We start from the raw sequence: 14,412 nt of genomic DNA on the forward strand, positions 1-14,412 counted from the left end.
GCGCTGGGTGCCGCGGTGGGTGCCTCGCGGGCGGCGGTGGACGCGGGCTGGTACCCGCATTCCAGCCAGGTCGGGCAGACCGGCAAGAGCGTGTCGCCGCAGCTGTACATCGCCTCGGGGATCTCGGGCGCGATCCAGCACCGGGCCGGGATGCAGACGTCCAAGACGATCGTCGCGATCAACAAGGACGCCGAGGCCCCGATCTTCGACCTCGTCGACTACGGCGTGGTCGGCGACCTCTTCCAGGTCGTCCCCCAGCTCACCGAGGAAGTCAACACCCGCAAGGGCTGACACCCGGCGGAGAGTGCGGACGGCCCGGGGCCGCGCGGTGGAACCCACCGCGCGGCCCCGGGCCGTTTCCGGTCACCATTGACGCGGGTGCGACCGCCTTATAACTTCACCATACGGATTGTTGATTCCGGTAAGCGGAAACAGCGTGACTGTGGAGGGTGTGGAAATGGGTCAGCAGGAGAAGGTGGCAACGAGCCTCGCCGGTGCGGTCAGCGAGGAGATCAGCGCTTCCCTCACCGCGGTCGACGCCGAACTCGCCCGCCGCTACCCCGGAGACCCCGGCACGCGCCAGCCGGTCCACACGGTCTACGTCCCCGGTGACACGTTCGCCGCGGGCACCATCCGCTCCTGGGGCGACCAGGCGCTGAAGGCCCTCGACGAACACGCCCCCGACGCCGCCTCGTTCGCCGCCGTCCTCGGGATCCCGGACGAACTCGCCGGACCCGTTCACGACCGGGTGCGCGCCAAGCTGGAGCGCGAGCCGGTCGAGGACCTGCGCATCGACTTCGAGGACGGTTACGGCCCCCGCCCCGACGCCGAGGAGGACGAGGCCGCGGCCCGCGCCGCCCGGCTGGTCTCGGAGGCGTACGCGAACGGCACGGCGGCCCCGTACATGGGCATCCGGATGAAGTGCATGGAGGCCGCCGTGCGCGACCGGGGCATCCGCACCACGGACATCTTCCTCACCGGCCTCATGCGGGCGGGCGGCCTCCCCGACGGGCTGGTCCTCACCCTGCCCAAGGTGACGTACCCCGAGCAGGTCACCGCCTTCGTCCGGCTCCTGGAGGCGTTCGAGGAGGCCCACGGCCTGCCCGCCGGGCGGCTCGGCTTCGAGATCCAGATCGAGACCAGCCAGTCCATCCTCGCCGCCGACGGCACCGCCGCCGTCGCCCGCATGATCGACGCCGCCCGGGGCCGGGCCACCGGCCTGCACTACGGCACCTTCGACTACAGCGCCTGCGTCGGTGTCAGCGCCGCCTACCAGGCCAGCGACCACCCGGCCGCCGACCACGCCAAGGCCGTCATGCAGGTGGCCGCCGCGGGCACCGGCGTGCGGGTCTCCGACGGCTCCACCAACGTCCTCCCGGTCGGCCCCACGTCCCGGGTCCACGAGGCCTGGCGGCTCCACTACGGCCTCACCCGCCGGGCCCTGGCCCGCGCCTACTACCAGGGCTGGGACATGCACCCGGGCCACCTGCCGACCCGTTACGCGGCGGTGTACACCTTCTACCGCGAGGGCCTGGAGCAGGCCGCGGCCCGTCTCGCCGCGTACGTGGCCAAGGCCGACGGGGACGTCATGGACGAACCCGCCACGGCCAAGGCGCTCAGCGGCTACCTCCTGCGCGGCATCGACTGCGGAGCCCTGGACACCGCCGAGGTGGCCCGCCTGACCGGGCTGACCCGTGCGGACCTGGACACGTTCGCGTCGCCGCGGCGGGCCGGGCTCACGGTGACCGCGCCCTGACGGCCGGCCGCGGGGGCAGCCGCGCGGCTCAGGCGGGCGGCAGCTCGCCCGAGCCGCGCGGGATGAGCGTCGTGGGAAGTTCCACGCGGGCCGGGGCGTGATCGGCGCCGTCCAGACGGCGGAAGAGGTGCTCGGCGGCGGTGCGGCCCACGGCGGCGGCGTCCTGGGAGATGACGGTGATGCCGAGCAGATCGGCGAGTTCGATGTCGTCGAAGCCGACCAGGGCGATGCGGCGCTCCTGCTCCGCGAGGACGCGCACCGCCGTCACCGTCACCCGGTTGTTGCCCGCGAAGATCGCGGTGACGGGCTCGGGACCGGAGAGCATCCCCTCGACGGCGGCCCGGACCCGGCCGGGTTCGGTGGAGCCGAGGGAGACCCAGGCGTCCTCGACCCGCGTCCCGGCGTCCGCCATCGCCGCGTGGTAGCCGCGCAGCCGCTCGGTGGCCGTGTGGATGCGCGGCCGGTCGCCGATGAAGCCGATCCGCCGGTGGCCGTGCGCGATCAGGTGTGCGACGCCCTCGCGGGCACCGCCGAAGCTGTCGGAGAGGACCGTGTCGGCGTCGACCCGGCCCGCCGGGCGGTCCACGAAGACGGTGGCGACGCCCGCCTTGATCTCCGGCTCCAGGTAACGGTGGTCGTCACCGGCCGGGATCACGATCAGCCCGTCCACCCGGCGGGCGCACAGCGCGAGCACGAGCTCCTGCTCGCGCTCCGGGTCCTCGGCGCTCGACCCGTTGATGAGCAGGGCGCCGTGGGCCCGGGCCACCTCCTCGACCGCGCGGCTCAGCGGACCGTAGAACGGGTCGGCGAGATCCTCCAGGACCAGGCCGATCGAGGCGGTGCGGCCCTTGCGCAGGACCCGCGCGCTGTCGTTGCGGCGGAAGCCGAGCGCCTCGATGGCCTCCTGGACCCGGCGCTCGGTGTCGGGAGTGACGCCCGGCTCGCTGTTGACCACGCGGGAGACCGTCTTGAGGCCCACTCCGGCGCGGGCGGCGACGTCCTTCATGGTCGGCCGGTTGCCGTAACGGGGCTCGGGGTGACGGGCGGTCTCGGCCACGATGCGCTGTCCTGTCCTCGGGGGCGGGCGGTCCGGCGGGGGTCCGCGGGCGTCGCCACGGGGACGGCCGGAGGCTGTGCCGTCGAGCATAGGCCCTGGACAACGTTGTCAGCTGAATGGAGACTGGGCAGACCGATTACTGACCCCCGGGGTCCTTTGTTCGGATCGGGCCGGACCGGCGCATGTGTGCCGAGCCTCGCGGGTCCGGCATGATCCGGAGGGGAAGTCCCAGGTCCCCGCCGCCTACTCACGGAGCCTCACCGATGCATACCGACCTCGTCGCCGCGCTGGACATCGGCGGTACCAAGATCGCCGCCGCGCTGGTGGACGGCGACGGCGGGCTGCTCGTGCGGGCGCAGCGGCCGACCCCCGCCCGGGAGGGCGCCGAGACGGTGATGGCGGCCGTGGAGGAGGTCGTCGCCGAGGTGTCCGCCGCCCCGTCGTGGGAGCGGGTGAGGGCCGTCGGGATCGGCAGCGCGGGTCCGGTGGACGCGTCGGCCGGCACGGTCAGCCCCGTCAACGTCCCGGCCTGGCGCGACTTCCCGCTGGTGGAGCGGGTCGGCAAGGCGACGGGCGGACTGCCCGTCGAACTGGTCGGCGACGGGGTCGCGATGACGGCTGCCGAGCACTGGCTGGGCGCCGCCCGGGGGTACGACAACGCGCTCTGCATGGTGGTGTCCACGGGGGTCGGCGGCGGGCTGGTCCTCGGCGGCAGGCTCCACCCCGGCCCCACGGGCAACGCCGGACACATCGGCCACCTCAGTGTGGACCTGGACGGCGATCCGTGCCCCTGCGGTTCGCGCGGCTGCGTGGAACGCATCGCCAGCGGCCCGAACATCGCCCGCCGGGCGAGGGAGGCCGGTTGGCGGCCCGGCCCGGACGGCGACGCCTCGGCCGCCGCGGTGGCCGCCGCGGCGCGCGCGGGGGACCCGATCGCCCTCGCGTCGTTCGAGCGCGCCGCGCAGGCCCTGGCCGCCGGGATCGCGGCCACCGCCACGCTCGTCGAGATCGACATCGCGGTGATCGGCGGGGGAGTGGCCGGTGCGGGCGACGTCCTCTTCGGCCCGCTGCGCCGCGCCCTGCGCCAGTACGCCACGCTCTCCTTCGTCCGGCAGCTCACGGTGGCCCCGGCGGTGATGGGCACCGACGCCGGGCTGGTGGGGGCCGCCGCGGCGGCGGTGCGAGCAGGCGCGGACGGGGCCGCGGCTCCTCGGGACTGATGGTCACTCAGGCTGCTTGATCCCGGGGCCGACGGGGGGCCGGGCCCGGAGCCTCACGGACACCGGCAGTATTGCCGTACGAGTCCGCATGATCTACGGAAGGCAGACGTGACCACCACCTTCGATGACCTGCCCGGCATCCTTTACTCGGCCCACCGCGGCGGCGCGGGCGAGGCCCCGGAGAACAGCATGGAGGCGCTCCGCTCGTCGGTACCGTGGGCGGACGTCCTGGATCTCGACACGCAGGTCCTCGCCGACGGCACACCCGTGCTGATGCACGACGCGTCCGTGGACCGCACCACCAACCGCTCCGGACCGGTGGCCGAGTTCGGGCTCGCCCAGTGGCTCCAGCTCCGCGCCGACCCCGCCACATGGTTCGCCGCCGCGTCGCCCGCCCTCACCGTGCCCACGGTCGCCCAGGTCCTCGACGAGCTCGGCGGGGTGCGGGTGATGACCGTCGAGGCGAAGGACCCGGCCGGGGTGCAGGCGTTGGCCCGCCTGATCCTGGACCGGGGGCTGCAGGACTCCGTGCTCGTCAACACGAACGATCCGGCGGTGGTACCGATCGTCCGGGCGGCCGGGTGCCGGGCCCACCTGTGGAGGTCCGCCGCACAGATGGCCGGCGACGACTTCGGCGCGTTCGTCGCCGCGGGGGCCGACGTCCTCGACATCGACATAGCCGCATCCGACTCCCTCATCACGGCGGCTGTCGCCGCAGCCCCGCCGCTCGGGGTCTGGGCGCACACCCTGACCCGACGCGTGCAGCGCGACCGCGCCCTCGGCCTCGGCTGCCGCGGCATCGTCACCGACTACCCGGGCTACGTCTCCGGCCGCGCACCGCGCCGCACGGCCACGTCGACGGACACCGGGTTCTGGGGGCTCGGCTGGGCACCCTCCGGCAAGACCCGTCCCGTGCTCGACTCCAGTGGTCGCATCCCCCTTCCCGCACCCACCGCCGCGACCGACACCCAGGTACTCCTCGCCGGCGAGGTCGGTGCGGCCGCGCCGACCGGGACCTTCGAGGTCCGGTTCAGCGTGCCGACGGCCGGGGGCGCCGGCTGGTCGCTGCTCTCCCTCCACCTGGGCGCCGACGACGCACCCACCAAACTGACCTCGGCCGAAATCCTGCACAACGGGTACACCGTTCAGGTGAGCAACTCCGGCTCCCTGCGGATCTACCGCGACGACGCCACGGCCGGTACTTCCACCCAGCTGGCCAACACCGCGGCGGGCACCACCCTCCCGGCAAACACCGTCCACACCCTGCGCTGCGTCATCACCGCTACTCAGATCACGGTGTCCGTGCCCGAGGCAGGAGTCTCCACGACGGTGACGGACAAGGTGTACCGGGTGCCGTGGTCGGTATTCGTCGGCCGGAACCACAACGCCGCCGCCTCCGGACTGATCAACATCGTGGGCATCAGCACCCCCTGACTCCGCCTCATGCCCATGGCGCCCGGCATCGGCTGTTCGGTGACGAACCGCCGGGAGCGGCAACCCCAGGGGCCGGTTCTTCACGGACCGCGACCTGCTCGCCGCGGGCTCGGTGATCGTCGCCCTGCCCGCGGTCGTGGTCTTCCCGCTGCTCCGGCGCCACTTCGTCGAGGGGCCCACCCCCCCGGGTCCGGCAAGGGCCGAGTACCGTCCCGGACCCGGGGGAGGGAGGCCCCGCCCCCGGTGGCCGCTACTCGCAGCCGACCCCGTCCCCGTCCCGGTCGAGATGACGGCCGTAGCCGGGCTGGCCCACGCGGATGGGGTCGGCGCCGGCCGCGCGCACGGCGCTGCAGTTGGCGTAGTACGTGCTGCTGCCGCCGCCCCCGCCCGATCCGGATCCGCCGGAGGTCCCGTCGTCCTCGGCCTCGGGCGGGACGGTCACCCGGACGGTCCGGGTCCTCGTGACGGTCGGCGCCGGCTCCGGGCTCGCGGTCACCGTCTCGGTGACGGCCGGCGCCGGGGTGGCCGTCACCGTGGCCGTGGCGGTCACCGTCGCGGACGGCGCGGCCTCGGCAGCCGCGGTCTTCTCCGTCCTGGCCGGATCGTCCGCGCCGCCGATGCCCACGCCGATGAGGAGCAGGACGAGGGCGGCCGGGATCAGGATCCGCTTCCGCGCCCACTTCGGACGGGGGTCCGGCGAAGGGGGCGGCCCGTACGGGACGTTGGCGGGCGGCAGGGGCGGCTGACCCCATGGCGGCTGCTGACTTCGAGACATATGTCCCCCCTGGTACGGCTCATGGAGAGATGAACGTAACTGCCCCGCCGAACGCCCAGGAGTCACATGTTCCGTTGGTGATTCAATTGTGATGAAAGGGTGGAAGGTCGGTGTCCGGGCGGCGATCGCGGCATCCGTCGGCACGTGCGCCGCCGCTCGGTGGCGGGCCTGCCGCACCCGGTCGGGCGGGGACGTTTCCCGCCCCCGTCTCCGCTTCGACTCCCTTTGTGCGCCCCCGTACCGGCCGCGGGCCCGGCCGGAGACGTGCCGCGGGCGCGGGCGGCGGGCTGCCGCCGGTTCCGTTCGGGCAACAAGCATCGCCACGGCCTGGTTTTCGCGGCAGGGTGTTGCGGGCAAGCCACAGGGGGCTACGGAAGAGGGGGAACCGTGATCATCTGGATCAACGGTGCGTTCGGCGCGGGCAAGACGAGCGCCGCGCGCGAACTGATCGATCTGATCCCGAACAGCACCTTCTACGACCCCGAACTGATCGGCGCGGGGCTGCGCCGGCTGCTGCCCCAGAAGAGACTCGCCGAGGTGACGGACTTCCAGGACCTGCCGATCTGGCGGCGTCTGGTGGTGGACACCGCGGCGGCCCTGCTCGCCGAGATGCCAGGGGTGCTGGTGGTACCGATGACACTGCTGCGACAGGAGTACCGCGACGAGATCTTCGGCGGGCTCGCCTCCCGCCGCATCCCCGTGCGCCATGTCCTGCTCTCACCCGAGGAAACGATCCTGCGCCAGCGGATCGCCGACCGGGTGGAATTCCCCGACGACCCGGAGCACAGCGAGCGGGTACGGCAGTGGGCCCACCAGCACATCGAGTCCTACCGGGCGGCGCTGCACTGGCTCACCCAGGACGCCCACACCATCGACACCGGCGCGCTCACCCCGTCCGAGACGGCCGGGCTCATCGCCGAGGCGGTCACCAGCGGGGCGGCGCCCCCGTGCGAGATCGTGCAGACGCCCGAGCCGACCGGGGAGACCGTGGCGGCCGGTGTCCTGCTCTTCGACGAACACGACCGGGTGCTGCTCGTCGACCCGACGTACAAGCCCGGCTGGGAGTTCCCCGGCGGGGTGGTCGAGTCCGGGGAGGCGCCCGCCCAGGCCGGCATCCGCGAAGTGGCCGAGGAGATAGGCATCCACCTCGACCGGGTGCCGAAACTCCTCGTCGTCGACTGGGAGGCACCCCACCCGCCCGGCTACGGAGGGCTGCGGCTGCTCTTCGACGGTGGACTGCTGACCGGCGCGGACGCCGGACGGCTGCTGCTGCCCGGCTCCGAACTGCGCGGCTGGCGGTTCGTCACCGAGGAGGAAGCGGCCACCCTGCTGCCCCCGACCCGCTACGAGCGGCTGCGCTGGGCCCTGCGCGCCCGGGAGCGGTCAACCGTGCTCAACCTGGAGGCCGGAGTCCCGGTCGGCTGAGGCGAGCATCGCGGCGGCGGCGTCGGTGGTGAGCGGATCGCCGTGGCCGAAGCAGACCGTGGCCGGCTCCAGCGCCGCCAGCCGCCGGAAGGAGGCCACGGCCCGTTCCCGGTCGATGTTGAACACGCCCAGCATCACCCGGTCGACCCGGGCCACGCAGTCCCCGGTGAACAGCACGCCGTGGTGCGGCAGATGGATTCCGATGGAGCCCGGGGTGTGGCCCGGTGCGTGGACCACCCGGGCCCCCGAGCCGAAGCCGAGCTCGTCGCCGTCGGCCAGCTCGCGGTCCACCCGGGTCGGCGGGGCGGGCGGAACGGTCTGCGCGTGTTCCCACAACGGCCGCTCCCAGTCGAGCAGGACCGGGTCGGCGATCTTCTCCTCGTCCCGGATCACCGCCGCGTCCAGGCCGTGGGCGAGGATCTCGGCGCCGTACCGGTCGGCGAGTTCCTGCGCGGCGCCGTAGTGGTCGCAGTGCCCGTGGGTGATCACGATCCGCGAGATGCGGTCCGGGTCCAGGCCCAGGCCGCGCACCCCGTCCTCGATCGCGGCCGCCGCGTCGATGTCGCCCGCGTCGATCAGGGTGAGGTCGGTGCCGTCGCGCCACAGGTAGGCCTGGCCGATGCGGAAGCGGAACATGTGCAGTTGGGGGAGTACTTCGACGATGTCCATGCCGCGAACGTACGCGGACGGCCCGCCCGTGGTCGCCGTTCTACGCTCTGGGCGAGCTTCGCCGAACGCGTAGCGGCGCCGCGGCCGCCCCCGGGGATCACGGCAGGGGTGCGGACCGGGTTCAGCGCCGGGACGCACATCCGGCCGGTCACGGGATCGTGCTGCGAGGGGAACGGGGCGATGCACGCCCGGGGCGTCGGCGTGCAGCCGGGCGATCATCACAGGGAGCCGGCAGCGGGACAGCGCGTCGGGCACCGCCCCCGGGTCCCCGGACTCCCGCAGCAGCCGTTCGGTCTCCATCGGCGGCGTCCAGCCGGTTTCCGGCCCGGTCGTCACGGACCGATCCTGCGGAACCGGGCCCGGACCGACCCGTGACGGGGGCCCGGGCCCGGACTCCGCCGGGAATCCGGCGCGACCGGTGACGCGGGATCAGGACTGCTTGGACTCCGCGTACTTGAGCAGGAACAGGGCCTCGGCGAGGGACAGCCGCTCCAGCTCCTGGGGGGACACGCTCTCGTTCACCGCGTGGATCTGCGCCTCCGGCTCGCTCAGACCGATCAGCAGGATCTCCGCCTCCGGGTAGAGGGCGGCGAGGGTGTTGCAGAGCGGGATCGAGCCGCCCATCCCGGACGTCTGCATCTTCTCGCCGGGGTACGCGACCTCCATCGCCTGCGCCATGGACGTGTACGCGGGGCTGGAGGTGTCCGCGCGGAACGGCTGGCCCTGGCCGACCTGTTCCACCGTGATCCTGGCCCCCCACGGGGCGTGGGCCCGCAGGTGCGCGGTCAGCAGCTCGGTCGCCTCGGCGGCGTCCTGGCCCGGCGGCACCCGCAGGCTGATCTGCGCGCGGGCGCTCGCCTGCACCGAGGGCGTCGCGCCGAGCACCGGCGGGCAGTCGATGCCGATGACGGTGACGGCGGGCCGGGCCCAGATGCGGTCGGCGACCGTGCCCGTGCCGATCAGCCCGACGCCGTCGAGGACCTTGGCGTCCTTGCGGAAGTCGGCCTCCGGGTACTGCAGCCCCTCCCACTCGGTGTCCGTGGTCAGCCCGTCCACGGTCGTGGTGCCGTCCTCGGCGCGCAGCGACGCCAGCAGCTGGATCATCGCGGCCAGGGCGTCCGGGGCGGCGCCGCCGAACTGCCCTGAGTGCAGGTTCCCTTCGAGGGTGTCGAGCGTGACCCGCAGCATCGTCATGCCGCGCAGCGTCGCGGTGACCGTCGGCAGGCCGACCCGGAAGTTTCCGGTGTCGCCGATGACGATGGTGTCGGCGGCCAGCAGCTCGGGGTGCGCCTCCGCGTACCGCTCCAGGCCGCCGGTGCCCTGCTCCTCGGAGCCCTCGGCGATCACCTTGACGGAGACCGGGACGCCGCCGTTCGCCTTGAGGGCGCGCAGGGCGAGCAGGTGCATGATGAAGCCGCCCTTGCAGTCGGCCGAGCCCCGGCCGTACCAGCGGCCGTCGCGCTCCGTCAGCTCGAACGGCGGGGAGAGCCAGGCGGACTCGTCGAGCGGCGGCTGCACGTCGTAGTGCGCGTAGAGCAGCACGGTCGGGGCGCCGGCCGGGCCGGGCAGGAAGCCGTAGACCGACCGCGTGCCGTCGGGGGTGTCGAGAAGGGCGACGTCCTGGAAGTCCTCGGCGCGCAGCGCGTCGGCGACCCAGTCGGCGGCCGCCTCGCACTCGCTCTTCGGGAACTGCGCGGGATCCGCCACCGACTGGAAGGCCACCAGCTCCGTCAGCTCCGCCTTGGCACGGGGCATCAGCGAGGCGATGGTCTCGGAAATCGGACGGGCGGTCATGGGCACGCTCCTCGTGGGTGCGACGTTATATGTACGAATCCGGCTACATGCACACCGGGTGTGCGGCGGTGCGTGCAGGCCGAACGCACGGTCGATCCTCCCACAGCGGGGACCGGGACCGGCGCGCCGTAGGATGCCGTGAGCAGCATGGGCCACTGGTGGGATCGGGAGCAGAAGCACATCGTGAGCAGCGAGAACGCAGACGCCGTACATGAGCACGAAGAACCGGCCGTGTGGGACGTGGTCGTAGTCGGCGGCGGACCGGCCGGAGCCTCCGCTGCATACGCGGCGGCGGTGGCCGGCCGACGGGTGCTGCTCCTGGAGAAGGCGGAACTTCCCCGCTACAAGACCTGCGGCGGCGGCATCATCGGCTTTTCGCGCGATTCGCTGCCGCCGGGGTTCGAACTGCCGCTGCGGGACCGGATCCACGCGGTCACGTTCTCGCTCAACGGCAGGCTGGCGCGGACCCGCCGCTCCAAGCGGATGCTCTTCGGACTCATCAACCGTCCCGAGTTCGACGCGGGCCTGGTCGAGGAGGCGCAGAAGGCGGGCGCCGAGCTCCGCACCGGTGCGACGGTGACGAGGGTCGAGCAGCACGGCGCCTCGGTGCCGGACCGGCGCACGGTCGCCGTGGTGCTGTCCGGCGGCGAGACGATCCTGGCCCGCGCGGTCGTCGGCGCCGACGGCAGCGCGGGGCGGATAGGAGCCCATGTCGGGGTGAAGCTCGACCAGGTGGACCTCGGCCTGGAGGCGGAGATCCCGGTTCCGGCCACGGTCGCGGAGGACTGGGCGGGCCGGGTGCTGATCGACTGGGGCCCCATGCCCGGCAGTTACGGCTGGGTGTTCCCCAAGGGCGACGTCCTGACCGTCGGTGTGATCTCGGCGCGGGGCGACGGCGCGGGGACCAAGCGGTACCTGGAGGACTTCATCGCCCGGCTCGGTCTGGCCGGTTTCGAGCCGAAGATCTCCTCCGGGCATCTGACGCGCTGCCGCAGCGAGGACTCCCCGCTGTCGCGCGGGCGGGTGCTGGTGTGCGGCGACGCGGCGGGGCTGCTGGAGCCGTGGACCCGTGAGGGGATCTCCTTCGCGCTGCGGTCGGGGCGGCTCGCCGGTGAGTGGGCGGTCCGGATCGCGGAGTCGCACGACGCGGTGGACGCCAGGCGCCAGGCGCTGAACTACGCCTTCGCCATCAAGGCCGGCCTGGGCGTCGAGATGGGTGTCGGCCGGCGCATGCTGAAGCTCTTCGAGCGCCGCCCGGGAGTGTTGCACGCGGTGCTGACGGGATTCCGCCCGGCCTGGAACGCGTTCGCCGGAGTCACCCGGGGGACGACCTCGCTCGGCGAGCTGGTCCGTACGCATCCGCTGGCGCAGCGGGCCCTGTCGGCGATGGACCGCTAGCGGGCGACGGACCGCCGGGGGCTTCGGCCCGATACGTGCGGGGCGGGCCGGGGGCCGAACGGCCGGGAGCCCGGGCCGTGACGCGTCGGGTGTGCGGGCCGTGACGCGTCGGGTGTGCGGGGCCGGGGTGCGGGGCGGGCCGGACGGTCAGCCCCGCACGGTGAACCGGAAGACGGGGTGGTCCGGGCAGGCGGCCAGGATCTCGGCGTCCGTGGACTTCGCGGTGACGCCCCGGAAGTACTCGTTGACCTGCCAGCCCCACTGCTCCAGGTACGTCCGGACGATCATCGCCTTCTCCGCGTCGTCCGCGATCTCCACGGCGTCGAAGGCACGGACCTTCCGCCCCACCCGCAGCTCGCCGCCGCCGGCGACCCGCATGTTGCGCACCCACTGGGAGTGGCCCCGGGCGGAGACGAGGTACTGCCCGCCCTCGTGGGTGTGCGGGTTCACGGGGATGCGCTGCATCTGCCCGCTCTTGCGGCCGCGCACCGACAGTTCGGCCGAGCCCTGGAGGCTGATGCCGTGCCGGGCGAGCCAGCCGATGACGCTGTTCATCCGGACGTTGAAGGCGCTGCCCCGGAGGTAGTACGGCTGGGCCGGGGGCTGCGCCTGGGTCGGGTGCTGGGACTGGTTCTGGGGCTTCTGCTCCTGGGACATGGTGACTCCTTCATGTTTTGAGAGCGGTGCTCTCGCTTGAGATCAGTGTGCACGAGAGTGGTGCTCGAAATCAAGAGCAGTGCTCTCGTTGTTGGTCGGTGCTCTCTCCCGTGGCAGACTGGTGGGCATGAGCACAGTCCGAGGAGCCAGGGAACGGGCCCGTATCGAGATCACGGCAGCGATCAAGGACGAGGCGAAGAAGCAGCTCGCGGCCGAGGGCGCCGCGAAACTCTCGTTGCGCGCCGTCGCGCGGGAACTGGGCATGGCGTCCTCCGCCCTCTACCGCTACTTCCCCAGCCGTGACGAACTGCTCACGGCCCTGATCGTCGACGCGTACGACGCCGTGGGCGAAACCGCCGAGGCCGCTCACCGCGCCGCCGAGGCCGAGGCCGCCCCGCACCTCGCGCGCTGGATCGCCGTGGCCCGGTCCGTGCGCGACTGGGCCCTGGCCCACCCCCACGAGTACGCCCTGATCTACGGCTCGCCCGTGCCCGGCTACACCGCGCCCCGGACGACGGTCGGCCCCGCGGCGCGCGTCGGCCGGATCCTGATCCGTGTGGTCGCGGACGCCTACCGTTCGGACGGCCTCGCCCTGCCGCCGCTCGCCGACGACCTGCGCGCGGAGGCCGGGCGGATGGTCGCGGAGATCGCCCCCGAGCTCCCCCCGGAGGCCGCCGCCCCGCTGGTCGCCGCCTGGTCGCAGCTGTTCGGGCTGATCTCCTTCGAGGTCTTCGGCCAGTTCCACAAGGTCGTGGAGGCCCGCGAGACCTTCTTCCGGGAAGCCGTCACCGAACTGGCCCGCTCGGTCGGCCTGCTCGACAGCCGCCGGGGCCGGGACTCCTTCCGCCCCTGAGGGGCCACCCGGCACGGCCGAGGGAGTGGTCGGAGGGGCGGACCGGCCGGGGCGCGTGACCGGAGGGGCGTACCGGCCGGGGAGGCGTACCGGCCGGGGACGCGCGGTGCCCGGAGCGGTCGGGGCGTCGCGCCGGGCCCGTACGCCGTACTCCACCGGGAGTACGGGCGACCACCACGCCCGGCTGACGTCTCCGCCGGGACTCGCGGTCTAGCGTGACCGGCATGGAAGAGCAGCGCTCACGCAGAGGCGGCGGCCCCTTCCGGCCGCACGGCGAGCCGCCCCGGTGGCTGACGGGCGAGCGGGGGGAGGCGGCCGGTCGCCTCCCCTGGGCCTCGACGATCCTGATCGGTGTCCTCGTCATGGTCGGATCGACCGTGGCAGCCCGGTGGCAGGTGGGCGAGCGGGCGCCGCTCGACCCCTTCGCGCGGCTGCTGCTCTTCCTGGCCGTCGCCGTGCTCCTGCTGCGCCACCGCCACCCTGTGGCGGCCGTCTTCGGCACTTCGGCCGCGGTGATGGTCTACCTGGCGGCCGGCTATCCGTACGGGCCGGTCTTCCTGGCCGTAGCCGTGGGCTGCTTCGGCGCCGTCGTCTCGGGGCACCGGAAGGCCGCCTGGGCGGCCGTCGGCATGGTGTGGCTGGGCCACGTGGTGATGGGCCACTGGCTCTACCGGTGGCTGCCGCCCTCCGGCGACCACGCCGCGCCCTGGGGGCAGGAACTGGGCATCACCGCCTGGGTGCTGGCCATCGTCGCCGCCGCCGAGTTCGTACGCGTACGGCGTGAGCAGTGGGCGGACCGGCGGGCGGAGCGGGAGGCCGCGGAGCGGCGGCGGGCGGACGAGGAACGGCTGCGGATCGCACGCGAACTGCACGACGTCCTGGCGCACAGCATCTCCGTCATCAACGTCCAGTCGAACGTCGGGCTCGCCCTGCTGGACTCCGATCCCGAACAGGCCCGTGCCGCCCTGACCGCCATCAAGGCCGCCAGCAAGGAGGCGCTGGGTGAGGTCCGGCAGGTCCTCGACACCCTGCGCGCTCCCGGGAACGCCCCCCGCGCCCCGGCCCCCGGACTCGACCGGCTCCCCGAGCTCGTCGAACAGGCGGCGGGCGCCGGACTGACCGTCACCGTCGAGACCGACGGCGTGCGTCCGGCGGTACCGCCGGGCGCGGACCTCGCCGCCTTCCGGATCGTGCAGGAGGCGCTGACGAACGTGGTCCGGCACTCCGGATCGCGCACCAGGCGCACGGCCTCCTCGCCGTCCGCGGCCTCCCCCACCACCTCGATGTCGGGCTGGGCGTGCAACAGGGCCCGGAAGCCCCCCAACTCCGGGATCACCTGGTCCTGACGGCGGGCCGACGCCACCCCGGCCCGCC

General features: G+C 73.5%; 13 protein-coding genes and 1 pseudogene. 9 read left to right on the top strand and 5 right to left on the bottom strand.

Going from position 1 to position 14,412, the window contains the following annotated elements; translation table 11 throughout:
- On the top strand, positions 1-291 hold a 291-nt coding region (locus EAO76_RS23585), incomplete at its 5' end, for an electron transfer flavoprotein subunit alpha/FixB family protein (protein ID WP_148837988.1).
- Between the two features lie 166 nt (positions 292-457).
- Entirely contained in the window at positions 458-1,756 is a 1,299-nt protein-coding gene (locus tag EAO76_RS23590; RefSeq protein WP_148837936.1) for a DUF6986 family protein, read from the top strand.
- 28 nt (positions 1,757-1,784) lie between these two features.
- Here the strand turns inward: EAO76_RS23590 and EAO76_RS23595 are convergent, their stop codons facing one another.
- Positions 1,785-2,813, bottom strand: a complete 1,029-nt coding sequence (locus tag EAO76_RS23595; RefSeq protein ID WP_148837937.1) for a LacI family DNA-binding transcriptional regulator — start codon at positions 2,811-2,813, stop codon at positions 1,785-1,787.
- A 263-nt stretch (positions 2,814-3,076) separates the two neighbouring features.
- Between EAO76_RS23595 and EAO76_RS23600 the strand changes: the two genes are divergently transcribed.
- The 3 genes and pseudogenes from EAO76_RS23600 to EAO76_RS46530 all read left to right on the top strand — a co-directional run.
- Positions 3,077-4,033, top strand: coding sequence for an ROK family protein (locus tag EAO76_RS23600; protein WP_148837938.1), 957 nt, complete (start codon positions 3,077-3,079; stop codon positions 4,031-4,033).
- A 108-nt stretch (positions 4,034-4,141) separates the two neighbouring features.
- A complete protein-coding gene (locus EAO76_RS23605) occupies positions 4,142-5,467 on the top strand; it encodes a glycerophosphodiester phosphodiesterase family protein (RefSeq protein WP_148837939.1) in 1,326 nt (441 codons plus the stop codon).
- A 61-nt stretch (positions 5,468-5,528) separates the two neighbouring features.
- Positions 5,529-5,648: pseudogene (locus EAO76_RS46530) on the top strand (carbohydrate ABC transporter permease); the annotation flags it as partial.
- Positions 5,649-5,717: 69 nt separating this feature from the next.
- Here the strand turns inward: EAO76_RS46530 and EAO76_RS23615 are convergent.
- Entirely contained in the window at positions 5,718-6,242 is a 525-nt protein-coding gene (locus EAO76_RS23615; RefSeq protein ID WP_148837940.1) for an excalibur calcium-binding domain-containing protein, read from the bottom strand.
- 387 nt (positions 6,243-6,629) lie between these two features.
- On the opposite strand from EAO76_RS23615, the gene EAO76_RS23620 reads away from it, so the two are divergent.
- Positions 6,630-7,667, top strand: a complete 1,038-nt coding sequence (locus EAO76_RS23620; RefSeq protein ID WP_148837941.1) for an NUDIX hydrolase — start codon at positions 6,630-6,632, stop codon at positions 7,665-7,667.
- Here EAO76_RS23620 and EAO76_RS23625 read toward each other — a convergent pair.
- Together EAO76_RS23625 and EAO76_RS23630 are read right to left on the bottom strand one after the other, a co-directional pair.
- Positions 7,626-8,336, bottom strand: coding sequence for an MBL fold metallo-hydrolase (locus EAO76_RS23625; RefSeq protein WP_148837942.1), 711 nt, complete (start codon positions 8,334-8,336; stop codon positions 7,626-7,628). The genes EAO76_RS23620 and EAO76_RS23625 overlap by 42 nt on opposite strands.
- A gap of 429 nt (positions 8,337-8,765) precedes the next feature.
- Positions 8,766-10,130, bottom strand: a complete 1,365-nt coding sequence (locus EAO76_RS23630) for a dipeptidase (RefSeq protein WP_148837943.1) — start codon at positions 10,128-10,130, stop codon at positions 8,766-8,768.
- 183 nt (positions 10,131-10,313) lie between these two features.
- Here EAO76_RS23630 and EAO76_RS23635 point away from each other — a divergent pair, with 183 nt between their 5' ends.
- Positions 10,314-11,528: a geranylgeranyl reductase family protein gene (locus EAO76_RS23635; RefSeq protein WP_187438762.1), complete on the top strand. Its 1,215-nt coding sequence runs from the start codon at positions 10,314-10,316 to the stop codon at positions 11,526-11,528.
- Positions 11,529-11,675: 147 nt separating this feature from the next.
- Here EAO76_RS23635 and EAO76_RS23640 read toward each other — a convergent pair whose 3' ends face one another.
- On the bottom strand, positions 11,676-12,083 hold the full coding sequence (locus EAO76_RS23640) for a nitroreductase family deazaflavin-dependent oxidoreductase (protein ID WP_262375695.1): 408 nt from the start codon (positions 12,081-12,083) through the stop codon (positions 11,676-11,678).
- A 229-nt stretch (positions 12,084-12,312) separates the two neighbouring features.
- Between EAO76_RS23640 and EAO76_RS23645 the strand changes: the two genes are divergently transcribed.
- The gene (locus EAO76_RS23645) at positions 12,313-13,038 is read left to right on the top strand and encodes a TetR/AcrR family transcriptional regulator (protein WP_148837945.1); all 726 of its coding nucleotides are present in this window, start codon (positions 12,313-12,315) and stop codon (positions 13,036-13,038) included.
- 224 nt (positions 13,039-13,262) lie between these two features.
- The gene (locus EAO76_RS23650) at positions 13,263-14,384 is read left to right on the top strand and encodes a sensor histidine kinase (protein WP_148837946.1); all 1,122 of its coding nucleotides are present in this window, start codon (positions 13,263-13,265) and stop codon (positions 14,382-14,384) included.
- The last annotated feature ends 28 nt before the right edge of the window (positions 14,385-14,412 follow it).

The sequence above is a fragment of the Streptomyces sp. sk2.1 genome (genome assembly GCF_008120935.1).
In the GTDB taxonomy this organism is placed as follows: domain Bacteria; phylum Actinomycetota; class Actinomycetes; order Streptomycetales; family Streptomycetaceae; genus Streptomyces.